At 72.2% G+C, this 22106-nt stretch carries 22 protein-coding genes; 9 read left to right on the top strand and 13 right to left on the bottom strand.

The annotated features are described in order from the left end of the window. The first annotated feature begins 21 nt into the window (after positions 1-21). Together AB0M99_RS31325 and AB0M99_RS31320 are read left to right on the top strand one after the other, a co-directional pair. Positions 22-1041 carry an AraC family transcriptional regulator gene (locus tag AB0M99_RS31325; protein ID WP_365926417.1) on the top strand — a complete coding sequence of 340 codons (1020 nt, stop codon included), beginning with the start codon at positions 22-24 and terminating at the stop codon, positions 1039-1041. A gap of 175 nt (positions 1042-1216) precedes the next feature. Then, positions 1217-2398 carry a lipase family protein gene (locus AB0M99_RS31320; protein ID WP_365926415.1) on the top strand — a complete coding sequence of 394 codons (1182 nt, stop codon included), beginning with the start codon at positions 1217-1219 and terminating at the stop codon, positions 2396-2398. Between the two features lie 42 nt (positions 2399-2440). Here the strand turns inward: AB0M99_RS31320 and AB0M99_RS31315 are convergent, their stop codons facing one another. Continuing rightward, the gene (locus tag AB0M99_RS31315) at positions 2441-4048 is read right to left on the bottom strand and encodes an alpha/beta hydrolase (RefSeq protein WP_365926413.1); all 1608 of its coding nucleotides are present in this window, start codon (positions 4046-4048) and stop codon (positions 2441-2443) included. A gap of 73 nt (positions 4049-4121) precedes the next feature. Next, positions 4122-5984 carry an AMP-dependent synthetase/ligase gene (locus AB0M99_RS31310; protein WP_365926411.1) on the bottom strand — a complete coding sequence of 621 codons (1863 nt, stop codon included), beginning with the start codon at positions 5982-5984 and terminating at the stop codon, positions 4122-4124. Positions 5985-6127: 143 nt separating this feature from the next. On the opposite strand from AB0M99_RS31310, the gene AB0M99_RS31305 reads away from it, so the two are divergent. Then, positions 6128-7024, top strand: a complete 897-nt coding sequence (locus tag AB0M99_RS31305; protein ID WP_365926410.1) for a glycosyltransferase — start codon at positions 6128-6130, stop codon at positions 7022-7024. Further along, positions 7017-7469, top strand: a complete 453-nt coding sequence (locus AB0M99_RS31300; protein ID WP_365926408.1) for a hypothetical protein — start codon at positions 7017-7019, stop codon at positions 7467-7469. The genes AB0M99_RS31305 and AB0M99_RS31300 overlap by 8 nt, the downstream gene beginning before the upstream one ends. Here AB0M99_RS31300 and AB0M99_RS31295 read toward each other — a convergent pair. Further along, entirely contained in the window at positions 7466-9010 is a 1545-nt protein-coding gene (locus AB0M99_RS31295; protein WP_365926406.1) for a serine/threonine-protein kinase, read from the bottom strand. The two genes, AB0M99_RS31300 and AB0M99_RS31295, sit on opposite strands and share 4 nt — an antisense overlap. 256 nt (positions 9011-9266) lie before the next feature. Between AB0M99_RS31295 and AB0M99_RS31290 the strand changes: the two genes are divergently transcribed. Continuing rightward, on the top strand, positions 9267-11378 hold the full coding sequence (locus AB0M99_RS31290) for a serine/threonine-protein kinase (RefSeq protein WP_365926404.1): 2112 nt from the start codon (positions 9267-9269) through the stop codon (positions 11376-11378). 7 nt (positions 11379-11385) lie between these two features. On the opposite strand, the gene AB0M99_RS31285 is transcribed toward AB0M99_RS31290, so the two are convergent. Both AB0M99_RS31285 and AB0M99_RS31280 read right to left on the bottom strand, forming a co-directional pair. Beyond that, entirely contained in the window at positions 11386-12147 is a 762-nt protein-coding gene (locus AB0M99_RS31285; protein WP_365926402.1) for a helix-turn-helix domain-containing protein, read from the bottom strand. Positions 12148-12464: 317 nt separating this feature from the next. After that, the gene (locus tag AB0M99_RS31280) at positions 12465-12908 is read right to left on the bottom strand and encodes an ATP-binding protein (RefSeq protein WP_365926400.1); all 444 of its coding nucleotides are present in this window, start codon (positions 12906-12908) and stop codon (positions 12465-12467) included. Positions 12909-13063: 155 nt separating this feature from the next. On the opposite strand from AB0M99_RS31280, the gene AB0M99_RS31275 reads away from it, so the two are divergent. Continuing rightward, positions 13064-13921, top strand: coding sequence for a helix-turn-helix transcriptional regulator (locus AB0M99_RS31275; protein ID WP_365926398.1), 858 nt, complete (start codon positions 13064-13066; stop codon positions 13919-13921). Next, a complete protein-coding gene (locus AB0M99_RS31270) occupies positions 13918-14163 on the top strand; it encodes a DUF397 domain-containing protein (protein WP_365926396.1) in 246 nt (81 codons plus the stop codon). Before AB0M99_RS31275 ends, AB0M99_RS31270 begins: the two co-directional genes overlap by 4 nt. 54 nt (positions 14164-14217) lie before the next feature. On the opposite strand, the gene AB0M99_RS31265 is transcribed toward AB0M99_RS31270, so the two are convergent. From AB0M99_RS31265 to AB0M99_RS31245, 5 genes are all read right to left on the bottom strand, one after another. Then, positions 14218-15558, bottom strand: a complete 1341-nt coding sequence (locus AB0M99_RS31265; RefSeq protein WP_365926394.1) for a dicarboxylate/amino acid:cation symporter — start codon at positions 15556-15558, stop codon at positions 14218-14220. 372 nt (positions 15559-15930) lie between these two features. Beyond that, complete coding sequence (locus AB0M99_RS31260; protein WP_365926392.1) at positions 15931-16239, bottom strand: DUF4229 domain-containing protein; 309 nt, start codon at positions 16237-16239, stop codon at positions 15931-15933. A gap of 317 nt (positions 16240-16556) precedes the next feature. Continuing rightward, positions 16557-17081, bottom strand: coding sequence for a GNAT family N-acetyltransferase (locus AB0M99_RS31255; protein ID WP_365926390.1), 525 nt, complete (start codon positions 17079-17081; stop codon positions 16557-16559). Positions 17082-17177: 96 nt separating this feature from the next. Further along, positions 17178-18341, bottom strand: a complete 1164-nt coding sequence (gene mqnE / locus AB0M99_RS31250; RefSeq protein ID WP_365926388.1) for an aminofutalosine synthase MqnE — start codon at positions 18339-18341, stop codon at positions 17178-17180. Between the two features lie 58 nt (positions 18342-18399). Continuing rightward, on the bottom strand, positions 18400-18855 hold the full coding sequence (locus AB0M99_RS31245; protein ID WP_365926386.1) for an Lrp/AsnC family transcriptional regulator: 456 nt from the start codon (positions 18853-18855) through the stop codon (positions 18400-18402). Between the two features lie 122 nt (positions 18856-18977). On the opposite strand from AB0M99_RS31245, the gene AB0M99_RS31240 reads away from it, so the two are divergent. Beyond that, the gene (locus AB0M99_RS31240) at positions 18978-19112 is read left to right on the top strand and encodes a hypothetical protein (protein ID WP_365926469.1); all 135 of its coding nucleotides are present in this window, start codon (positions 18978-18980) and stop codon (positions 19110-19112) included. Positions 19113-19126: 14 nt separating this feature from the next. Here the strand turns inward: AB0M99_RS31240 and AB0M99_RS31235 are convergent, their stop codons facing one another. After that, on the bottom strand, positions 19127-19798 hold the full coding sequence (locus tag AB0M99_RS31235; RefSeq protein ID WP_365926384.1) for a UbiX family flavin prenyltransferase: 672 nt from the start codon (positions 19796-19798) through the stop codon (positions 19127-19129). 97 nt (positions 19799-19895) lie between these two features. On the opposite strand from AB0M99_RS31235, the gene AB0M99_RS31230 reads away from it, so the two are divergent. After that, positions 19896-20492, top strand: a complete 597-nt coding sequence (locus AB0M99_RS31230) for a rhomboid family intramembrane serine protease (protein WP_365926382.1) — start codon at positions 19896-19898, stop codon at positions 20490-20492. Here the strand turns inward: AB0M99_RS31230 and AB0M99_RS31225 are convergent. Both AB0M99_RS31225 and mqnP read right to left on the bottom strand, forming a co-directional pair. Beyond that, complete coding sequence (locus tag AB0M99_RS31225; RefSeq protein WP_365926380.1) at positions 20485-21069, bottom strand: Uma2 family endonuclease; 585 nt, start codon at positions 21067-21069, stop codon at positions 20485-20487. The genes AB0M99_RS31230 and AB0M99_RS31225 overlap by 8 nt on opposite strands. A gap of 78 nt (positions 21070-21147) precedes the next feature. Further along, the gene (mqnP, locus tag AB0M99_RS31220) at positions 21148-22071 is read right to left on the bottom strand and encodes a menaquinone biosynthesis prenyltransferase MqnP (RefSeq protein WP_365926378.1); all 924 of its coding nucleotides are present in this window, start codon (positions 22069-22071) and stop codon (positions 21148-21150) included. Positions 22072-22106: the final 35 nt, after the last annotated feature.

The following is a 22106-nucleotide window of genomic DNA, read 5'->3' as shown; positions in this document are numbered from 1 at the left end:
ATTGCGGCTACCGTCGGAGCCATGGGGAGGCGGACGATCACCGTGCACCACGTGCGCGCCGTGCTCGCGGGTGCGAGCGGCGGCGGCATCGACACCGTGCCGCTGCTCCAGGAGGCGCAGATACCGCCGCTGCTGCTCGGCGACGACCGGGCGCGGATCACGCCCGCGCAGTTCGCCCGCCTGTTCCGGGCGCTGTACCGGACCACCCAGGACGAGTTCCTGGGGCTGTCGTCCGTCCCGAGCAGGCCCGGGACCTTCGCGATGATGTGTTACGCCGCGCTCGGCTGCCGCGACCTCGGCGCGGCCACCCAGCGCGCGGCCGCGTTCTACGGGCTCTTCCCCGGCGGGCCCGAGCTCTCGCTCGAAGTGTCGGGCGACCGGGCGCGGTTCACCGTACGCAACGACTTCGCGCGCGACGAGGAGCGCTTCCTGGCCGAGTGCGTGGTGGCGATCTGGCACCGGCTGAGCAGCTGGCTGGTCGGGCGGCGCATCCCCCTCGCGTACGCGGCCTTCGCCTATCCCCCGCCGCCGCACAAGGACGAGTACGAGGTCCTGTTCGACTGCCCGGTCCGCTTCGGGGAGGACCTGACGGGCGCCGCCTTCGACGCGCACTGGCTGACCGCGCCGCTCGTACGGGACGAGCCCGCGCTCGACGCGATGCTGCGCCGGGCCCCCTTCGACCTGCTGTCGCGGCCGGAGTACGGGACCACCGTGGCGGAGCAGGTACGCCGGACCCTGACGCGGCACCTGCGCAGTTCGCCGCGGCTGCCCGAGCTGGGGGAGGTCGCGGCGCGCCTCGCGGTGTCCCCGGCGACGCTGCGGCGCCGGCTCCGGCAGGAGGGCACGTCCTTCCAGGAGCTCAAGGACCACGTCCGGCGGGACGCGGCGATCGCGGGCCTGGCGGAGAGCGGCGAGCCGATCGCGGAGCTGGCGGCCCGGCTCGGCTTCTCGGAGGACACGGCCTTCCACCGCGCCTTCCGCCGCTGGACGGGCACGACCCCGGGCGCGTACCGCATCGACCACATCGCGTCGGAGCGCTGACGGCACTACGCGGTCGCACGACGCGGTTCGCACGACGCGGTTCGCACGACGCGGTCGCACGCCCCGTATGGGATCCCGGGTCAGGAAAGGTGAGCTGCACGGTCAGCGACCTTCCTACCGGTCGGTCACTACTTTCTCCTCACTACCCCCGCACGGACCCTTGGGAGAGCCGCCCATGCGTTTCCGAAGCACCGCCCTCGCCGCCATGGCCGCCCTGGCCCTCTCGGCCTGGATCCCCGCCGCCACCGCCCACGCCACCGACGCCGCAGCCACCGACGCCGCATCCACCACGGGCGCCGCCCGCCCCGGCGACATCGTCAGCAGCGCCCCGTCCGCCTTCCACCCGTTGCCCGGCCAGCCCACCAACACCAAGGCCTGGAAGATCCACTACCGCTCGACCACCGCCGACGGCGCCCCGAACGTCGTCTCCGGCACCGTCGTCGTCCCGCAGGACGGCCGCACCGGCCCGCGCCCGCTCATCACGTACGCCGTCGGCACCGTCGGCATGGGCGACTCCTGCGCGCCGAGCAACAACCTCCCGTACGGCACCGCCATGGAGGCCAATCTCATCCAGCAGCTCACCCTGCGCGGCTGGGCCGTCGTCGTCACCGACTACGAGGGCCTCGGCACCCCGGGCGTGCACACCTACACCGTCGGCCCCTCCGCCGGCCACGCCGTGCTCGACGCGGCCCGCGCCGCGACCCGCCTCCCGGAGACCGGGCTCTCCGCGAACACCCCGGTCGGCATCATGGGCTACTCCCAGGGCGGCCAGGCCAGCAGCTGGGCGGCCGAGCTGCAGGGCTCGTACGCACCGGAGTTGCAGGTCAAGGGCACCGCGACGGGCGGCGTCCCGGCCGACCTGCTGAAGGTGGCCGAGTTCAACAACGGCTCCTACGGCTCCGGCCTCATCTTCATGGCGGCCGCCGGGCAGGACGCGGCCTTCCCCGAGCTGAAGCTCGACTCCTACCTCAACCCGGCCGGCAAGGCCCTGGTCGACGGCATGAAGGACAACTGCGTCGCCATCGACGCCATCGCCGGCTCCTTCAAGCGGATCTCCGACCTGACGACGCGCGATCCGCTCGCCCAGCCGGACTGGCAGGCCCGCCTGAACCAGAGCAGGCTCGGGCGCACCGCCCCGGCCGCGCCGGTGTTCCAGTACCACGCGCTCGGCGACGAGCTCATCCCGTACGCCGTCGGCCGCCAGCTGCGCTCCGACTGGTGCGCGAGGGGCGCGAACGTCGAGTTCGACACCATCTGGATCGGTGAGCACGTCAGCGGCGTGATCACCCAGTCCCTGGCGGCCGGGAACTGGCTCGCGGACCGCTTCGCCGGCCGCTCCGCGCGCCCCAACTGCTAGGCAGCGCCCAGCGCCACCCAACACCCCGCCCCGCCGGTGCGTTCACTCTCCGGCGGGGCAGGACCGCGTCCCGCCGGGCAGCCGTCCGTCGACCAGGAAGTGGTCCACGTACCCGCGCACGCACGCCGAGGACCCGTAGCCGGTGTGGCCGTCGCCCTTGTAGTCCAGGACCACCGCCGAGCCGAGCCGGCCGGCCGTCTCCTCCGTCCACTCGTACGGGGTCGCCGGGTCCCCCCGGGTGCCGACGAGCAGCATCCGCGGGGCGCCGGCCGGGCGGTCGATCTTCCGGATGAAGTCGGTGCCGGCGGGGCGCCCGTAGCAGGACAGCACCGTCATCAGCTGCCCCGGCCCGAAGATCGGGGACGCCGCCAGGAACTGCGGCTCCAGGGCCTCGATCTCCCGCTGGACGGCCGCCGGGGTGGCCTTGTCGTTGCCGCGGTCCGGGTCGTCGGCGCAGTTCACCGCCACCAGCGCGGCATCGGCGTTGTCCGCGGGCACCTTGCTGGGCTCCCCGTCGTCGGCCGGCTCCGGCGGCTCCGAGAGGCCGCCGAGCTCAAGCAGTCCCGCCGGGTCGCGGTCCCGCTCGACCATCGCCAGCGCCTGTGCGAGGTGGGGCCACAGGCGCTTGGAGTACAGCGCGGTCCCGATGGTCGCGGCCACGTCCTGCCCGGTGAAGTACGAGCCGTCCTCGCCGGTCAGCGGCTCCTGGTCGAGCCGCTCCACGAGGGCCTTGACCTTCTCCTTGGCGCTGCGGGTGTTCGTGCCGTAGACGCAGTCCTTGCGGTGGGTGCACCAGGCGAGGAAGTTGTCCAGCGCCCGCTGCTGGCCGCGCGCGGAGACGAGCGCCTGCTCGGCCAGCGGTTCGGTGAGGGTGTCGACGCCGTCGAGGACCATGCGGCCGGTCGTGCGCGGGAACAGCGCCGCGTAGACCGCGCCGAGCCGGGTGCCGTAGGAGAAGCCGAGGTAGTTCAGCTTCTTGTCGCCGAGGGCCCGGCGCATGACGTCCATGTCGCGGGCGACGTTCACGGTGCCTATGTACGGGAGGACCGGGCCCGAGGCCAGCTCGCATCGTTTGGCCACCGCGCGCAGGGCGGCGAGCTGCGAGGCCGCGTCGTCGGGCACCTGCTCTTCCACCGCCTGGGATCCGCCGCAGCTGACGGGCTCGCTGAGGCCGACCCCGCGGGGGTCGAAGGCGATCAGGTCGTAGCGCTTGTTCAGCTCCGCGAAGAGGCCCGGATCGCCCGCGAGGGAGGAGATCCCGGGGCCGCCGGGCCCGCCGTAGTTCAGCAGCAGCGAGCCGAGGCGCTTGCCGCCGCCGGTGGCCGGGAGCCGGGCCAGGGCCACCTTGACGGTGCCCTTGGCGGGGGCGGCGTGGTCGAGCGGCACGCTGACGGTGCCGCACCGCATCCCGGCGGGTACGGGCTGCTCGGGGCACTCCCCCCACCGGATGCGCTGGCCGCCGGCGGGGGGCGTCGGAGACGGGGTGGGGCCGGGGGCCGGGGCTCCGCCGAGCGAGGCGGCCAGGAGCACGCAGGCAGCGGCCCCGACCGTACGGGCACGGGCACGGGAGCCGGCCGTACGGGCACGCGCGCCGGCCGCCCGGGCGCGGGAAGGGGTCCGGGAAGGGGTGCGGGAACGGGAACGGTGCACTGCACCCTCCTCGGGTGGCCCCCCGAACCGGTCAGCCCACCATAAGCGGGCTCCCGCGCCCCCGCCTGCCCAGTCAGCGCTCCTGGCGGTACAGCTCCTGGATCTCCCGGTCGTAGTCGCGGGCGATGGCGCCGCGCTTGAGCTTCAGGGACGGGGTCAGGTGGCCCCGCTCCTCGGTGAAGTCCCCCGGCAGGACGACGAAGCGGCGGATCGACTCCGCGCGCGAGACCAGCCGGTTCGCCTCGTCCACCGCCCGCTGGAGGTCTGCCCGCAGTTCCTCGTCCCGGGCCAGCTGGGCTATGGGAACGTCCCGCTTCTTGTGCATCTGGCGCCAGTGGGCGAGGCCCTCCGGCTCCAGGGTGACCAGCGCGGTGATGTACGGCCGGTTGTCGCCGACCACCATGCACTGGCCGACCAGGGGATGCGCCCGCAGCCAGTCCTCCAGCGGGGCGGGGGCGACGTTCTTGCCCCCGGAGGTGATGATCAGGTCCTTCTTGCGGCCGGTGATGGTGAGGTAGCCGTCGGCGTCGAGCTCGCCGATGTCCCCGGTCGCCAGCCAGCCCGCGCCGCCGCCGCTCTGCGCGGGGCTGTTCCAGTAGCCGGCGAAGACGTGCGCCCCGCGCAGCAGCACCTCCCCGTCGTCGGCGATGCGTACGGCGGTCCCCGGCAGCGGCCAGCCGACGGTGCCGAGCCGGGGCCTCAGCGGCGGGGTGACGGTCGAGGCGGCGGTCGTCTCCGTCAGGCCGTAGCCCTCGAAGACGTCGATGCCCGCGCCCGTGTAGAAGGCGGCGAGGCGTCGGCCCAGGGGGGATCCGCCGCTCAGTACGTACCGCACGCGGCCGCCGAGCGCGGCGCGGATCCGCCGGTAGACGAGCGGGTCGTACACCGCTCGCGCCGCCCGCAGGCCCAGCCCGGGGCGCTTGCCCTCGACGATCTCGCCGTAGCTCTGCGCGATCCGGGACGCCCGGTCGAAGGAGGAGGCCCGGCCCATCTTCTCGGCGGTCGCCCGGGCGGTGTTGTAGACCTTCTCCAGCACGTACGGGATCGCCAGCAGGAACGTCGGCCGGAAGCCCGCCAGGTCCGCGAGCAGGTCCTGCGTACTGATGCTCGGCGCGTGCCCGAGCTTGACGCGGGCCCGCAGGCAGCCGACGGCGACCATCCGCCCGAACACGTGCGACAGCGGCAGGAACAGCAGCGTCGAGGCCTCGTCCTTGCTCGCCGCCCGGAAGACGGGGTGGAGCAGTTCCACCGCGTTGTCCACCTCGGCGAAGAAGTTGGCGTGGGTCAGCACGCACCCCTTGGGCTGCCCGGTGGTCCCGGAGGTATAGACGAGCGTGGCGACGGAGTCCGGCGTACGGGCGGCCCTGCGCGCCTGCACGACGGCGTCGGGCACCTGCTCCCCGGCCTTGACCAGCCGGTCCACGGCTCCGGTGTCGAACTCCCAGAGGTGGGTCAGCCAGGGCAGGTTGGCGCGCTCGGCGCTGATGATCCGGGCCTGGGCGGTGTCCTCGACGGCGCAGGCGACCGCGCCCGAGTCGTGGATGATCCAGCGCGCCTGGAGCGCCGAGGAGGTGGGGTAGATCGGCACGGTGACGAGCCCGGCGGCCCAGGCGGCGAAGTCCAGCAGGGTCCACTCGTAGGTGGTCCGCGCCATGATGGCCAGCCGGTCGCCCTCCCGCAGCCCCTCGGCGATCAGCCCCTTGGCGACGGCGAGGACCTCGGCCGCGAACTCGGCGGCGGTGACGTCCCGCCAGCTCCCGTCGCGCTGCTTGCGGGCGAGCACGGCTTCGCCGGGCGCCTCGCGGGCGTTGTGGAAGGGGATGTCGCCGAGCGACCCGCTCGCGGGCGCCGCGGCGAGCGCGGGCACGGCCACCTCCCGCACCACGCCGTCGACCACGGTCCGGACGGGCTCCACGAGCTTGGGCTCGGCATCCACGGGGTGCGCTCCTCGGGTCGAAGGGGTTACCGCCGGTAATGTACGTACGGGTAACCGACCTGAACACCCCTCCGGAGCCCCTTCACACCGAATCTCCCCCGAGCCTGCGGATGCTGCGCCATAGCGGTGGCCGAGGGGGGCGCATGGACATTTCCGTCGTGATCACGCTCGTCGCCGCCGCACTGCTCATCCAACTCCTGCTGCCGCACCCGAGGTTCGTCAAGGCGCACAAGGAGTACGACCTCCCGGACCCGGTCCCGGACCCGCCGGGCACCGGTCCGGTCCCGGTGAAGTTCTCGCTGCTCGTGCCATTGCGGTACGAACCGGACGTCGACGTAACGCTCAGGGACCTGCTCGTCTCCCCGCGGCGGGATTTCGAGATCCTGCTGCTCGTGGGCGTGGACGACCCGAACACCGGAGACACGTGCGCACATCTGGCCCAGGCGTTCCCCGACCGGGTGCGCGTCGTGGAGAACACGGCCCCGACCATGGCCGCCGCCCTCAACACGGCGATCCGGTACTGCAACGGCGACGTGGTCGGAGTCATCGAGGGCGGGGACACAGTGCGCGCAAGCCTCCTGGACCGGGTCGACGGCGCCTACCGGGCATCCGGCGCCGACATCGTCAGGGTCGCCATGGACGTCGCCGACGATTCCACCGCCCCGCACCTGTACTGGCTGATGGACGGCATGGTGTGCGTCCGGGGCAGCCGGCCGGTGCGCGTGACCAAGCGTTTCCACCTCACGCCGAGCGCCGCGTACTTCGTCCGGACCGACCTGCTGCGGATCTCCGGCGGCTGGGACGGGGACAGCCGCACCGAGGAGTTGGAGCTGCTGCTCCGGGCCGCACCCGAACCGGATCCCCCGGCCCACCCCGACCTGCTGGCCGTGGCCGAGTCACCCGACACCCCGGCCGCCGTGGAAACCATGGCCACCGGCCTCGACGCACTGTTCCGCGCACTCGGCCCGCCCCCCGAGTCGCTCCGGCTCGCCGAGGCGGGCCCCACGCCCCAGGGAGACGGAGGCGCCAGCGATGGCTGAGGAAATCGGCACGGAGCCGGCCCACCGGCCGAGCGCGCTGGACATCGCCGCGCAGTGGGCACAGTTGCCGGCGGAGCACCTGACGATCGCGCTGAGCGCGCTGGACCCGCAGCCGGCGCGCGAGCACGAGCTGCGGATGCTGGCCGAGCGGGCCAACGGTCGGGCCGAGATGGAACGCGTCCGCAACGAGCAGGCCGAACAGCAGCGGGCCCACCGCAGGCACGTCCTGGGCATTTCCGCCGCCCTGACGGTGGCGCTGGCCACGCTCGGCGCGTCCGTGCACTTCGGCATGAACGACCACCCGGTGCTCGCCGTCACCTTCTTCGGGCCGACCCTGCTCGCCCTGGTGAAGATCTTCGCGCTGCACCGCAGCGACGCCGACGACATGAAGCAGGTGGCGGCCGCGACGAAGGCGGCGGGCAACCAGCGGCCCCCGCCGCCTTAGATCATGTCACCGAAGTCCTGCGCGGCCGGCCGGCGGCGGGGCATCAGCCTGCCCAGGCCGATCCCGCCGAGGAGCCAGACGAGGAAGCCGCAGCCGAGCGCCATCCAGATCGAGGCCCTGGTGGTGGCGAGCAGCATCCACCCGGTGAGGACTCCGCCGACCAGGGCCGCGTTGCCCGCGATGAAGGCGGCCTCATGGGCGCCGGACCCTCCGGTGATCCACTCCGGGGCGAGGGCGGCGAGGAACATGAGGCTCGGCGCCGCGGCCACGGCGATCGGGACGGCGCCCCACCACGGGAGGGCGTCGTAGAGGATCAGGGTCGTCCCCATCGCCACGGCGGCGGCGATCGAGAACACACCCGCGAAGTTCGACAGCTCGTTCGCAGCGGGCGGACTCTTCGCCTCGGCGGCCTCGAAGGCGAAGAACAGCAGTGCGGCGACGACGCCCGACACGACGGCCCAACCGGGGGCGATGACCGTGAAGAAGGCCAACTCCCCGCCGAACGCACCCCCGACGGCCACGGAGCCCGTCCAGACCGCACCCCGCGCGGGGATCAGCGCCGGCGCCCTGCCGTCCGACGGCGGCTGTACGACCGGCTCGGGACGGGGCGGCACCGGCCGGGGCTCCGGGCGGGGTTCCGGGACGGGCGCGGTCAGGGTCGCGGGCACCGGCCCGGCGGGCTGAACGGGCTGTACCGGTCGGCCCGTTCGGACGGGCGGCGGCCCCTCCAGCACCCGCTCGATGTCCCGGAGCCGGTCGGCGACCTCGGCCGCGCCGACGGGCCGCCGGCGGGCCTCCTTGCTCAGCAGCTGCAGGACCAGCGAGTCGAGGTCGACGGGCACCTCGGGCCGGCGGTCCCGCACGGGCACCGGGCTCTTGTTGGCGTGCTGGGCGAGGATCTCCCAGCCCGTACCGACGAACGGCGGGGTCCCGGTGAGCAGTTCGTACAGCAGGCAGCCCAGCCCGTACAGGTCGCTGCGCGCATCGATCGTCTCGCCGCGCGCCTGCTCGGGGGACATGTACGCGGGCGTTCCGGTGACCGAGCCGGTCGTGGTCAGGCCCTGGAAACCGCTCTGCCGGGCGATCCCGAAGTCGCAGATCTTGATGCGGCCCGCCCGGGTGAGCAGGACGTTGCCGGGCTTGATGTCGCGGTGGATCACGCCCGCGGCGTGCGCGGCCGCCAGCCCCTCGCAGATCTGGACGGCCCACCGCACGACGTCCTCGACGGCCGCCGGGCCGCGGGCGGTGCCGAGCGGCGCGCCGTCGACCAGCTCCATGACCAGGTAGACGACCGTCCGGCTGTCGATGACGGTCTCGCCGACGTCGTGTACGGAGACCACGTGCGGGTCCGACAGCGCCGCGGCCGCCCGGGCCTCGGCGCGCAGCCGCTGGGCGAGTTTGTCGTCCCCGGGCTGCGCGATGACCTTGATGGCCACCTCTCTCGCCAGTTCCAGGTCCCGGCCGCGCCAGACCTCGCCCATGCCGCCCGCGCCGATGCGCCCACCGAGCCGGTAGCGGCCCGCCAGCGTCGTACCGTCCATCCATGCACCCCCACACAGCGCGCTCGCCCGCCGGCGCGGGTAGCGCGACCGGCATGCAGTGCACTGTAGGACGCTACCGCCGTATCCGCGGCAACTCCTAGGCGCTGGTCCACTGTTCGGGCAGCGGACATCCGTCGCGCGCACCCGGACCGGGCGGTTCCGCTCGATGGTGGTACGGGTCGCCCGGGGGCACGTTAGGATCACGCCCGCCACGACGCCCCTCCACGGGCCGTAGGGCGCACGTCAGGGGGCGGGGATGCGGACGGGAGAGCGGTTCTCCGGCAGGTACCGGCTGGTCGTCCGGCTGGGTCACGGCGGCATCGGCGAGGTGTGGGAGGCGTACGACACCGAGCTCGAACGCCCCGTAGCCCTGAAGGTGCTGCTGGAGTTCGACGCGGCGGAGGAACTGCTGCGGCGCTTCCGGCGCGAGGCGGCGATCGGCGCACGGCTGCGGCACCCCGGGATCACGGTCGTCCACGACATCGGGCAGCACGAGAACCGGCTGTTCATCGTGATGGAGCTGCTGGAGGGCCGGGACCTCGCGCAGGTGCTGCGCCGCTCGCCCGGCGGTCTGCCGGTGCCCGAGGCGGTGGACCTCGCGGTGCAGGCAGCGGAGGCGCTGGCCGCGGCGCACGCCCAGCAGGTGGTGCACCGGGACCTCAAGCCCGCCAACCTCTTCCTGCTGACCGAAGGCCGCCTGAAGATCTGCGACTTCGGCATCGCCCGCACCGCCGACGCCACGGGCGGGCTGACGGTCACCGGCCGCCCGTTCGGAACCCCGCCCTACATGGCCCCCGAGCAGTGGCGCGGCGAGCACGTCGACGCGCGGTGCGATCTGTACGCCCTGGGGTGCGTGCTGCACGCACTGCTGACCGGCGACGCGCCGTTCCCCGCCACCGAGCAGCCGTGGGTGCTGATGCGCCGGCACCTGGACGAGGTCCCGCCGCCGCTGCGCTCGGTACGGGCCGACGTACCGGCCGGCGTCGAGGAGCTCGTCTCCGCGCTGCTGGCCAAGGACCCCGCCGAGCGTCCGGATGCGGCGACCACTGCCCGGCGCTTGCTCGCGCTGCGCGCTCCGGCGGCCGCGGACCTGCCCGACTTGCCCGAGCTGCCCGACCTGCCCACCGCGACCGCCCTGCCGCCAAGGCCGACCCCGCCGCCGCCCCCGACCGCGCCGGGGACTCCTCCGCCCGCCACGCCACCCGCCGCCGCGCCCCGTACACCTCCGCCCGCCACGCCGCCCGCCGCCGCGCCCCGTACACCTCCGCCCGCCACGCCGCCCGCCGCACCGGCCGAGGTCCCGCCCGTCCCCTCGACTCGGCCGGACGCACTGCCCTCGGCTCCCGGGCCGAACCGCCGCAGCATCCTGCTCGCCGGTCTGGGCACGCTGGCCCTGGCCTCGGGCGGCACGTACGCGGCGCTGCACTTCGCCGGGGACAAGGACGACGGCAAGGCCCGGGAATCGGGCGGCGGGAGCAGCGCGGGCGGCGTCACCCCCCTGGTCTCGTTCACCGACATCACCGGCTCGGTGGAGTCGGTGGCGTTCGCCCCGGACGGCAGGATGCTCGCCGGCGGCACCAGCAACGGCACCCTCCCCTTGTGGCAGACGGCCGCCGCCGCGTCCGCCGTCTTCCCGATCCCCGGGCACGCCAACACCGTCTCCTCGGTGGCCTTCAGTCCCGACGGCAAGACCCTCGCCAGCGGCAGCCTGGACAACACCGTCCAGCTGGTCGCCTTCGCCGACCCCACCCGCGTCACCACCCTCAGAGGCCACACCAGCAGCGTGTGGTCGGTCGCGTTCAGCCCCGACGGCAAGAGCGTCGCCAGCGGCAGCTGGGACCACACGGTCCGCCTGTGGCGGGTCTCCGACGGCGCCATCGTCAACACGCTCACCGGCCACACCGCCAGCGTCTGGTCGGTGGCGTTCAGCCCCGATGGCGACACGGTCGCCGGCGCGGGCGACGACGGCACCGTCCGGCTGTGGAACATCGTGAGCGGCGGCGTCACCACCCTCACCGGCCACAGCGGCGGCGTGGTCGCGGTGGCGTTCGGCCCGGACGGCAAGTCCGTCGCGACCGGCGGCAACGACTCCACCGTCCGCCTGTGGAACCTCGCCGACGGCACCGGCGTCACCCTCCCCGGCCATACGGGCGCCCTGTCCTCGGTGGCGTTCAGCCCCGACGGCAGGACCGTCGCCAGCGGCGGCAACGACAACACCGTCCGCCTGTGGAGGGTCGCCGACCACGCCTGCACCGCCACTCTCAGCGCCCACACCGCCGCCGTGCGCTCGGTGGCGTTCAGCCCGGACGGCACCACCCTCGCCAGTGGCGGCATGGACAAGGCCGTCCGCCTGTGGAAGCTCCCCTGACGCCACCTCAGGCCGCCTCGGACGCCACGGGCGGGCAGTCGCCACAGCGGCCTCCCGGCTGCGGGGCGCGGAAGGCCCGTTCGCAGCCGTCGCAGGTCTGGAACGGGTCCGGCCGCCGTCTGATCGGCTCAGCGACTGCCCGGACCGGTGGCAGCGGCGGCGGGAGCAGTGCGGTGAGCCGGTAGCCGAGGACGGAGGCCGCGCTGCGCAGTGGCTCGGGCAGGTTGGCCGACAGCACCTGCCCGACGGCCTCCGCATCGACCCCGCGCTCCAGCCAGGCCGACATCGCGGGCGCGAGCCGCGCCACGTCCCGCTCGGACAGCAGCAGCCGCGGATCGTACCGCCGCAGCCCGGTGAGCACCTCGACGGCCCGGGGGTGCACCCGCTGCGACACGGGCGCGGGCTCCGTCGGCGGCTCCGGCTCCGGCGGCAGCGGCGGGGGTTCCTCGTCCCGTGGCGGCGGTGCAGGAGGAGGCGTCGGAGGCGGTGGGGGCGGGGGCGGGCCGCCAGGGGTGGCCCCAGGCTTGTTGTACGAGTACGTCCGCGTCACCACCCGCCCGCCCTCCAGCCGCTCGCGCCGCCGCTCCAGGTAGCCGTACCGCTCCAGCTCCCGCAGGGCCGACCCGAGCCGGATCTCCCCCTCCGGGAACCGGTCGGCGAGCGCCTTGATGCCGACGGGAGCGCCGTCGGGCAGCGACTGGATGTAGGCCGCGACCCCGATCGCCGTCGCCGACAGCTCCCGGTGCTGGAGGAGGTGGTTGCCGACCACGGTGTAGTGACTCGTGTGCCACGTGTTGACGTGGATGACACCGGATCGAGGGGTCCCGGATCGAACTCCGGGCGTGGCGCACGAGGGCGCGCTAGGGTGCTCAAGAGCCATGGGGAAGGGTGAACTTCCTGCTTGGTCAGGCCCTCGACCGGGATGCCAGTCCCGCCGGGGGCCGTCTCATGTCTGTTGCTGTCGGGGCGAGCATATGCCTGCCAATCAGTCCGAAATCCAGCCGAGTTGGCACGGTTCACCCAACCGAGCGACGAGGGCCGGTCGGGTTGGGTGGGTAGGTTTTTTCCCCTGGTTCTTTGGTCTTTTTACGTCTGGGCACGCCGGATCCCGGCCCCCCGCGACCCGGCCGCGAGAGCCACCTCCGCCCACACCACCTTGCACGGAGGCAGCCCCCGGTCCACGCCCCAGCGGTCGGCGAGCGCGTTCACCAGCAGCAGCCCCCGCCCCACCTCCTCCCCCGCGTCCGGGTCGCGGATACCGGGGTCACGGTCGCGCCGCGTGTCCGCCACCTCGATGCGCAGGACCCCGTCGGCGAGGGCCAGTTCCATCCGGAAGTCCCGCCCGGGCACGCGGCCGTGGGTCACGGCGTTCGCGGCCAGCTCGGCCACGATGAGCGCGGGGTCCTCGGAGGACAGCCCCCACGAATCGAGCTTCTCGACGGCGAGCCGCCGGGCCTGGCGGGCCCCGAGGGGCGTGGCGGCGAGCCGGGCCGTGAACCGGCCCCCGGAGTCACGGATTTCAGTATTCACGTCACTGAGCGTGGCCGTCGCTGCCTACCGTGAGAAGCAGAACCGCCCGTACGTCCCGTGTTTGTCCGGAGGTTGTCCGGCACTGTCCCGGCTGTCCGGAACGGCCTGACGGGTACGGGGCGCGGAGGACATCGGCTCGTCGGAGGTGGGCGCGCATGAGCGTGGACAGTGACGGTACGGAAGAGCCCGGCTGGGACGTGGACCCGGAGGACGAACAGGGCGTTGCGGTGGTGGCCGCGCTGGGCCGCCAGCTCAAAGCCTGGCGCGAGGCCGCGGGCATGCGGACGGCCGAGTTCGGCGCGGCCATCCAGTACGGCGAGGACCAGGTCCGCAAAGTCGAGGCGGGCAAGCGGATCCCCCGCCCCGAGTACCTGGACAAGGCGGACGACGTCCTGAACGCGGGCGGCCGGATCTCGGCAATGAAGGTGGACCTGGAACAGGTCCGCTACCCGAAGAAGATCCGGGCTCTGGCCAAGATGGAGGCGAAGGCCGTCGAGATCGGCGTGTATGCCACCCATGCCATACACGGCCTCCTGCAAACCCCAGAGCACGCGCGGGCACTGTTCGAGATGCGGCAGCCGGCGTACTCAGCGGATCAGGTAGAGCAGTACGTGGCCGCCCGCATGGCCCGACGATCCATTTTCGAACGGGAGCCCGGCCCAGCGCTCACCTTCGTCCAGGAAGAGGCTCCGCTGCGCCGTCCTGTCGGAGGCACAATGGTGTGGCGAGCCCAGCTAGAACGTCTCCTGGAGGTGGGCCAGTTGCGTAACGCGTCCCTCCAGGTGATGCCGAACAACCGCGAAGCTCATGCCGGGATGGACGGCGGCATCGAGTTCCTCAAGTTCGCCGACGGCACGGCAGTAGGGCGCTCCGAGGGAGCCTACGGGGGACGCACAGTCTCCGATCCCAGGCAGCTCCAGATCCTCGAACTGCGCTATGGCATGATCCGGGCCCAAGCCCTCACGCCACAGGAATCGCTGGCTTTCATCGAGCAAGTGCTGGGAGAAACATGATCCACGACACCGAGCCGACATGGTTCAAGAGCAGCTACAGCAGCGGTAGCGAGGGCGACTCCTGCGTAGAGGTCGCCTGGTTCAAGAGCAGCTACAGCGACAGCAGCGATGGCGAAGACTGCATCGAGGTGGCGAACACGCCGACCTCCGTCCTGGTCCGGGACTCCAAGGACATCCGGCGGCCCCACCTGGCCGTCGGCCCCCACGCCTGGGCCGACTTCGTGGCGCGCACGGCGGGATGACACGTCACAGCCCCCGCCCGGACGGGGGCAGGGGCTGCGGCGAGCGTGGAACGGTCAGACGCCGACCGGGACCTTCACCGGTTCCGGCGTGACCTCGACGGCGACGGGCTGCTCGTCCAGCGGGGAGGACGAGGCGGCGGCGTAGGCCTCCTTGTCCAGGATCCCCTCTCGGGCCGCGACCACGACCGGGACCAGCGCCTGGCCCGCGACGTTCGTCGCGGTGCGCATCATGTCCAGGATCGGGTCGATCGCCATCAGCAGGCCGACGCCCTCCAGGGGCAGGCCCAGCGTGGAGAGGGTCAGCGTCAGCATGACCGTGGCGCCGGTCAGACCGGCCGTCGCGGCGGAGCCCACGACGGAGACGAAGGCGATCAACAGGTAGTCTGTGAGGCCGAGCTGCACGTCGAAGATCTGCGCGATGAAGATCGCGGCGAGCGCCGGGTAGATCGCGGCGCAGCCGTCCATCTTGGTCGTCGCGCCGAACGGGACGGCGAAGGAGGCGTACTCCTTCGGAACGCCCAGGCGCTCGGTGACCTTCTGGGTGACCGGCATGGTGCCGACCGAGGAGCGGGACACGAAGGCCAGCTGGATGGCCGGCCAGGCGCCCTTGAAGAACTGCACCGGGTTGACCTTGGCGACCGTGGCGAGCAGCAGCGGGTAGACGCCGAACATCACGAGCGCGGAGCCGATGTACACGTCCGCGGTGAAGGTGGCGTACTTGCCGATCAGGTCCCAGCCGTACGAGGCGATGGCGGTGCCGATGAGGCCGACGGTGCCGAGCGGGGCCAGGCGGATGACCCACCACAGGGCCTTCTGGAGCAGCTCCAGGACGGACTCGGCCAGGCTCAGCACCGGCTGCGCCTTGGCGCCGAGCTGGAGGGCGGCGATGCCGGCGACGGCGGCGAGGAAGACGATCTGGAGGACGTTCAGCTCGGTGAAGGGCGTGATGATGTCCTTCGGCACGATGCCGGTCAGGAAGTCCAGCCAGGACCCGGTGCGCTTGGGGAGCTTGCCGTCCTGCGGGGTGAGGCCGGTGCCGGAGCCCGGGTTGGTGAGCAGGCCGATCGCGAGGCCGATGCCGACCGCGATGAGCGACGTGATCATGAACCAGAGCAGGGTGCGCGAGGCGAGGCGCGCGGCGTTGTTCACCTTCCGCAGGTTGGTGATCGACACCAGGATCGCGAAGAAGACGAGCGGGGCGACGGCCAGCTTCAGCAGCTGGACGAAGATGTCGCCGATCTGCTCCAGCGTGGTCTTGAGCCAGCTGACGTCCTGGCTGCGCGACAGCCAGCCGAGCAGGACGCCGAGCACGAGGCCGGTGACTATCTGGGCCCAGAAGGGGAATTTGAACGAGGCCTTGGCCTTGGCGGCAGGGGCCTGCGGTGACGCGGACACGGACACTCTCCGGGTGTTCTGCGGTGGGGTGGTGGTGCGGTGCGGCAGCACCCGGAGGGAGCCGGGCGGGCGGGACCGCTGCTGTATCGATTCAGCTCGACGGACAGCAACAGGCCGCGGACACGCGGCGGCAGAGGTCGACGTGCAGGCGCGCCACGAGCGGGACGCTCGGGGTCATCGGGTGCGCGGAAGGCGCAGCGGCTGCGGTCAACATGTTGAACACGCTAACACTTCACCTTTGAGAACCCCAAAGGGAGGCTTTGGGTTGAGGGCGCCCCGAAAACGCGGAACGCCCCAGCGCTACGGGCGGTGATCCCGTTGCTGGGGCGGTTCGGTGTGTGATGAAACCAACTGCGCGTGCGAGGGCCCGCGCTACGCCGCGCGCGACGCGTCGTCCACCGCGTCCTCCTGGCTGCGGTTCGCGGCGAGCTTCTCCTTGGCACCCTCGACGCGTCCGGAGATCTGCACGGACATCTCGTCGCGCTGCTTGCGCAGCAGGACGAAGGAGAGCGGCGCGGACAGAACGAGGGCGAGCAGCACGACCCAGGCGGGGTTGGCGTCGCCCAGTCCGGAGGGCACCCAGCCCACGCGCACCAGCGCGGCGACGGCGACGAGGCATCCGACGAAGATGCCCAGGCGCATCGCGGTGTAACGGATCGTCGCGCTCGGCTTGAGGGACACGGTGACCCCTTCTCTCTCGTCGTCCTACGTCGGTTTGTGCCCGTCCAGTGAAGCACGCCGGGCCCCTGCGCAAGCCCCCCGGGGTCACCGGCGGGCCCGAGCCCCGCCCCCGGCCCTCAGCCCGCCCGGCCGGCCCGCGCGAGCCCGGCCGGGTCGATCTCGAACGGGAACGGCGCCTCGACACGGGTGGTGGCCCCGGGCAGGGCGATCAGCGTCTCGACGTACCGCCGTTGCTGAGGCTGTAGCAGCTTTCACCCCCAGTGTGGACCACAGCGCAGGGGCCGGGACGGGGTACGGCCCGGGTGGGCCCCCGAAAGCTAGTGCAGGGGCAGGAGCATCGTGATGTCGTCGCGGTCGTCGCCGGGGGCCACGCGGATGGCTTCGGGGACGCGGCCGACCTCCTTGTAGCCGCAGGCCGCGTAGAAGTGCTCCAGGCCCAGCCCGCCGCGGCAGCTGAGGCGGACGGCCTCGATGCCGTCGATCGTGCGGGCGGCGTCGGCGACGGCGGCCATCAGCTCGCGTCCCGCGCCGCGGCCCTGGAGGGCGGGGCTGACCATGACCGTGTAGACCCAGACCCAGTGCGTCTGGAGCCGGTGCGTGTTGAGCGCGATGAAGGCGGTGCCCAGGACCCGCCCGTCCGCGTCGCGCCCGACGACCAGGCGGTGGCGGCCCTCGGCCATCGCCGCGAGGTGCTTGACCAGTTCGGGGCGGATGTCGTCCACGGTGACGGGCGGTACGAAACCGACCGCGCCGCCGGCGTTGGACACCTCGGCCCAGAGCTCGGTGATCCCGTCGCGCAGGGCGGGGTCGACGACCGGATCGAGGGTGAAAGTAAGGGTCATTACCGAATCCTAGTCATTACCGAGACCCTCGGGCAACGGAAAAGCCCCGGTCCTCTAGGGGACCGGGGCTCAACGCCGCGACAAACGCTGGAAACCTCAGACGCGCATCGCCTGCGGGGTCTCGCGCAGCCCCGCGTCCGGTCCCGGGTACTCGCGGATGATCTCGTAGCGCGTGTTGCGCTCGACCGGGCGGAAGCCGGCCTCCCGGATCAGCTCCAGCAGGTCCTCGCGGCCCAGCTTGTTCGGGGTGCCGTAGTTGTCCGCGTCGTGCGTGATCTTGTACTCGACGACCGACCCGTCCATGTCGTCCGCGCCGTGCTGGAGCGCGAGCTGGGCGGTCTGGACGCCGTGCATCACCCAGAAGACCTTGACGTGCGGCACGTTGTCGAAGAGCAGGCGCGAGACCGCGAAGGTCTTCAGCGCCTCGGCGCCCGTCGCCATCGTCGTCCGCGCCTGGAGCTTGTTGCGGATCTTGCCGTCCTTCATGTCCACGAAGTCGTGCTGGTAGCGCAGCGGGATGAAGACCTGGAAGCCGCCGGTCTCGTCCTGGAGCTCGCGCAGCCGCAGCACGTGGTCCACGCGGTGGCGCGGCTCCTCGATGTGCCCGTAGAGCATCGTCGAGGGGGTCTTGAGACCCTTCTCGTGCGCGAGCCGGTGGATGCGCGACCAGTCCTCCCAGTGGGTGCGGTGGTCGACGATGTGCTGGCGGACCTCCCAGTCGAAGATCTCCGCGCCGCCGCCGGTGAGCGACTCCAGGCCCGCCTCGATCAGCTCGTCGAGGATCTCGGAGGCCGACAGCCCGGAGATCGTCTCGAAGTGGTGGATCTCGGTCGCCGTGAACGCCTTCAGCGAGACGTTCGGCAGGACCTCCTTGAGCGCGGAGAGCGAGCGCGGGTAGTAGCGCCACGGCAGGCTCGGGTGCAGACCGTTGACGATGTGCAGCTCGGTGAGGTTCTCGTTCTCCATGGCCTGGGCCAGGCGCACGGCCTCTTCGATGCGCATCGTGTACGCGTCCTTCTCGCCCGGCTTGCGCTGGAACGAGCAGTACGCGCACGACGCGGTGCACACGTTCGTCATGTTGAGGTGGCGGTTGACGTTGAAGTGCACGACGTCGCCGTTCTTGCGCGTGCGCACCTCGTGGGCGAGGCCACCGAGCCAGGCCAGGTCGTCCGACCCGTAGAGGGCGATGCCGTCCTCACGCGTCAGCCGCTCGCCGGAGCGGACCTTCTCCTCCAGCTCGCGCTTGAGCCCAGCATCCATGCGCGGTCTTCTCCTCTGTGCCGTCCTGCCCTGCCTGCAACCGCCACCAACCGTACTCTCAGCGCTCCTCGGGCAGATCCCCGACCCGGTTCTCCCACTTCGTGGAGAGCACGATGGTGGTGCGCGTGCGGGAGACGCCCTTGGTGCCGGAGAGCTTGCGGATGATCTTCTCCAGACCGTCCACGTCGCTGGCCCGCACCTTCAGCATGAAGGAGTCGTCGCCGGCGATGAACCAGCAGTCCTCGATCTCGGCGAGGTCGCGCAGCCGCCGGGCCACGTCCTCGTGGTCGGCAGCGTCCGAGAGGGAGATGCCGATGAGCGCCGTGACGCCGAGGCCGAGCTCGGCCGCGGCCACCGTCGCGCGGTAGCCGGTGATCACGCCGGCGGTCTCCAGCCGGTTGATCCGGTCGGTGACGCTGGGGCCGGAGAGGCCCACGAGCCGGCCCAGCTCCGCGTACGAGGCACGTCCGTTTTCCCGGAGTGCCTGGATGAGCTGCCTGTCCACCGCGTCCATATACCTGGAGCCTTCCATTATTCGGCGATCCCGCAAGTTTACGTATAGAATCAAAGGCACACAGGGTCAACACCCTGTGAATCTTTCAACAGATCAATGACGATCTTCAGGAGTGGTTCACCGTGTACACGATCGAGATGGCCTACGCGCACATGCGACAGCTCCAGGAGCTGGCCAACCGATCCCGTGCCCACCAGCCCGCCGCCGCGCACCGCGTCGACAAGACCCGCAAGCCGCGCACCGCGAAGAAGCGCTAGTCGCGCTCGCTGCCCTAGTCACGGGGGCGGGAGCCTCCCAGCTCCCCCTCCCAACGGCGGTACAGCCGGTGCGGCACCCCTGCCGCGTCCAGCACCCGCCCCGCGACGAAGTCCACCAGATCCTGGATGTGCGTCGCGCCCGCGTAGAACGCCGGAGAGGCGGGCAGCACGACCGCGCCCGCCTCGTCCAGCGCCACCAGATGCTTCAGCGTCTGCCCGTTCAGCGGGGTCTCCCGCACCGCGACCACCAGTCGGCGCCGCTCCTTGAGCGTCACGCTCGCGACGCGCTGGAGCAGGTCCTTCGACAGCCCGAGCGCCACCCCGGCCACGCAGGCCGTGGACGCCGGCACGATCAGCATCCCCTTGACGGGGTACGAGCCCGAGCTCGGTCCGGCGGCCAGGTCCCCGGCGCCCCAGTGGCGGACGTCCCCCAGCTCCGGGCGCGCGAAGGTCGCGGGCTTCCCGTCGGCCCCGCGCTCCAGCCACTCGCCGAGGTCCTCCCGCCAGTGCGCGTCCCGGAAGGCGATCCCGGTCTCGTCCAGCAGGGTCAGCCGCGAGGCCCGGCTCACCACCAGGTCCACACTCTCGCCCGCAGCCAGCAGTCCGCGGAGCACCGCCGCCGCGTACGGCGTCCCGGACGCCCCGGAAACCCCGACCACCCACGGGGTGCGCTTGCGCTCAGTCATACCTCCGAGACTATCCGGCCACGGGGCACGGGCACTCGGTAAGGTGACCGGACGTTCCAGGGGGTGGGACGGTCAGCGCCGGGAGCACGGGGACACCATGAGCACGACGGACCAGAACTGGACACCGGCCGACCGCGCCAAGGCGGCGGCCGGGCTGATGCTGGGATGGGTCGCCCTGCTGTGGGTGATCGAGGCCGTCGACTACGCCACGGGCCACGCGCTGGACTCGTACGGGATCGCCGCGCGCGAGGCGGACGGCCTCACCGGGATACCCCTGGCGCCGTTCCTGCACTTCGGCTTCGACCACGTCGCGGCCAACGGCACGCCGCTGCTGGTCCTCGGGTTCATCGCCGCCGCGCTCGGCGGCATCCGCCGCTTCCTGGCCGTCTGCGCGATGATCATCGCCGCGGACGGGCTCGGCGTCTGGCTGCTCTCCCCGTCGGACAGCATCACGATCGGCGCCTCGGGCCTGGTCTTCGGGCTGTTCGGCTACCTGGTGGTCCGCGGCTTCGTCGAGCGCAGGGTCCTGGGCGTGGCGGTGGGCGTGGCGATCGCCGCCGTCTGGGGCGGCACGGTCTTCCTCGGCATCCTGCCGACCGACTCCGGCATCAGCTGGCAGGCCCACCTCTTCGGCCTGGCGGCGGGCGCGGCCGCGGCCTTCTGCTTCCGCCGTCCCGCCCCGGCACTCAGCTGACGACCGAGGGGTCCACGGGCAGCCCGGCGGTATCGACCGTCAACTTGCCGAGACCGGTCTCCACGGTCACCGTCTCCCCGTACGGGATCACGTCCCGGCCCCGGTAGCCGTCCGGCCCGGGGTTCCAGAGGGTCGTGCACTGCGCCTTGTACGGGTCGAAGATCAGGTAGTGCGGAATGCCGCGCCGGGCGTAGGCCCGGTCCTTGACCTCGTAGTCGTTGCGCACGCTGCTCGGGGAGACGACCTCGACGGCCAGCTCGATCAGGTCGGGCGAGTAGGCGCTGAGGTTCTTGGCCACCTCGGGCTGAGGAATGACAGCGAGGTCCGGGCAGAACTCGTTGTCGCCGTCGAAGGGGACCGCGACATCGCTGAGGAATCCCCAGTCGTCCGGCAACTGGGCCCTGAGCGCGGTCCACAAAGCCCAGATGGTGGCGTTGTGGTGCGGCTTCAGCGCACTCATCACGATGGCGCCCTCGACAATCTCCATCCGGTAACCGGGGAACATGTCCTCGAACCGGCTGAGCTGTGAGTGCAGGCGGTCGCTCTCCGAGACGGTCACGTCGGCCTCCCTGTCCATGCACTCGATGGTATGCCGCACGGTAGCCACCGGGGCAGACCGCGAACCGCCGGATCCGGCGGAGCACACACGATCGAGTTACAGGGACAGGCCGCGCACCACCAGGTCCAGCAGGGCGCACACGAAGAGGGCGATCCCGATGAAGCCGTTGACCGTGAAGAAGGCCCGGTTCAGGCGGGACAGGTCGTTCGGCTTGACGATGGTGTGCTCGTAGAGGAAGGCGCCGACGACGATGGCCAGGCCCGCCCAGAACAGCGGTCCGGCGTCGGTGGCGACGGCGTACCAGGCCAGCAGGGCGGTCGTCACGACGTGCGCGCCGCGGGCGCCCCACAGGGCGGCCGGGATGCCGAAGCGGGCCGGGACGGACTTGACGCCCTCCGCGCGGTCCGCGGCGACGTCCTGGCAGCCGAAGATCAGGTCGAAGCCGCCGATCCACACGCCCACCGCGAGGCCGAGGATCACCGCGTCCCAGGACCACTCGCCGGTGACGGCGAGCCAGGCCCCGACCGGGCCCATGGCCTGGGCCAGGCCCAGGATGGCGTGCGGGAAGTTCGTGAAGCGCTTGCCGTACGGGTACACCACCATCGGCACCACGGCGACCGGCGCCAGCGCCAGGCACAGCGGGTTCAGCAGCGCGGCCGACCCCAGGAACACCACGAGCGCGACCCCGGCCCCGGTCCACGCGGACCGCACCGAGACCGCGCCGGTCACGAGCTCGCGCGTGGCGGTGCGGGGGTTCCGGGAGTCGATCTCGCGGTCGATGATCCGGTTGGCGGCCATCGCGAAGGTCCGCAGCCCCACCATGCAGATGGTGACGAGCAGCAGCGTGCCCCAGTGCATGGTCCCGTCGAGCCGGAACATGGCGGTGAGGGCGGCGATGTAGGCGAAGGGCAGCGCGAAGACCGAGTGCTCGATCATCACGAGCCGCAGGAAGGCCTTGACCTTGTTGCTGGCCTCGGGCGCGGGCCCGCGCCCCACGACCTCATCGGCGGTGGTCATCATGCGCAGTCCCTCCGGGGGCTTCGGGGCGGGCCGTC

This window comes from Streptomyces sp. NPDC051183 (genome assembly GCF_040682455.1).
Lineage (GTDB): Bacteria > Actinomycetota > Actinomycetes > Streptomycetales > Streptomycetaceae > Streptomyces.
The sequence above is the reverse complement of the archived record's forward strand: the minus strand, read 5'-3'. Positions and strand labels throughout refer to the sequence as shown.

What these genes read in the sequence shown, in the direction of transcription:
- AB0M99_RS31325 (WP_365926417.1), top strand. Translation starts at nt 22, where the DNA reads ATGGGGAGGCGGACGATCACCGTGCACCACGTGCGCGCCGTGCTCGCG.
- AB0M99_RS31320 (WP_365926415.1), top strand. Translation starts at nt 1,217, where the DNA reads ATGCGTTTCCGAAGCACCGCCCTCGCCGCCATGGCCGCCCTGGCCCTC.
- AB0M99_RS31305 (WP_365926410.1), top strand. Translation starts at nt 6,128, where the DNA reads ATGGACATTTCCGTCGTGATCACGCTCGTCGCCGCCGCACTGCTCATC.
- AB0M99_RS31300 (WP_365926408.1), top strand. Translation starts at nt 7,017, where the DNA reads ATGGCTGAGGAAATCGGCACGGAGCCGGCCCACCGGCCGAGCGCGCTG.
- AB0M99_RS31295 (WP_365926406.1), bottom strand. Translation starts at nt 9,010, where the DNA reads ATGGACGGTACGACGCTGGCGGGCCGCTACCGGCTCGGTGGGCGCATC.
- AB0M99_RS31290 (WP_365926404.1), top strand. Translation starts at nt 9,267, where the DNA reads ATGCGGACGGGAGAGCGGTTCTCCGGCAGGTACCGGCTGGTCGTCCGG.
- AB0M99_RS31275 (WP_365926398.1), top strand. Translation starts at nt 13,064, where the DNA reads ATGAGCGTGGACAGTGACGGTACGGAAGAGCCCGGCTGGGACGTGGAC.
- AB0M99_RS31270 (WP_365926396.1), top strand. Translation starts at nt 13,918, where the DNA reads ATGATCCACGACACCGAGCCGACATGGTTCAAGAGCAGCTACAGCAGC.
- AB0M99_RS31255 (WP_365926390.1), bottom strand. Translation starts at nt 17,081, where the DNA reads ATGACCCTTACTTTCACCCTCGATCCGGTCGTCGACCCCGCCCTGCGC.
- mqnE (WP_365926388.1), bottom strand. Translation starts at nt 18,341, where the DNA reads ATGGATGCTGGGCTCAAGCGCGAGCTGGAGGAGAAGGTCCGCTCCGGC.
- AB0M99_RS31245 (WP_365926386.1), bottom strand. Translation starts at nt 18,855, where the DNA reads ATGGACGCGGTGGACAGGCAGCTCATCCAGGCACTCCGGGAAAACGGA.
- AB0M99_RS31235 (WP_365926384.1), bottom strand. Translation starts at nt 19,798, where the DNA reads ATGACTGAGCGCAAGCGCACCCCGTGGGTGGTCGGGGTTTCCGGGGCG.
- AB0M99_RS31230 (WP_365926382.1), top strand. Translation starts at nt 19,896, where the DNA reads ATGAGCACGACGGACCAGAACTGGACACCGGCCGACCGCGCCAAGGCG.
- AB0M99_RS31225 (WP_365926380.1), bottom strand. Translation starts at nt 21,069, where the DNA reads ATGGACAGGGAGGCCGACGTGACCGTCTCGGAGAGCGACCGCCTGCAC.
- mqnP (WP_365926378.1), bottom strand. Translation starts at nt 22,071, where the DNA reads ATGATGACCACCGCCGATGAGGTCGTGGGGCGCGGGCCCGCGCCCGAG.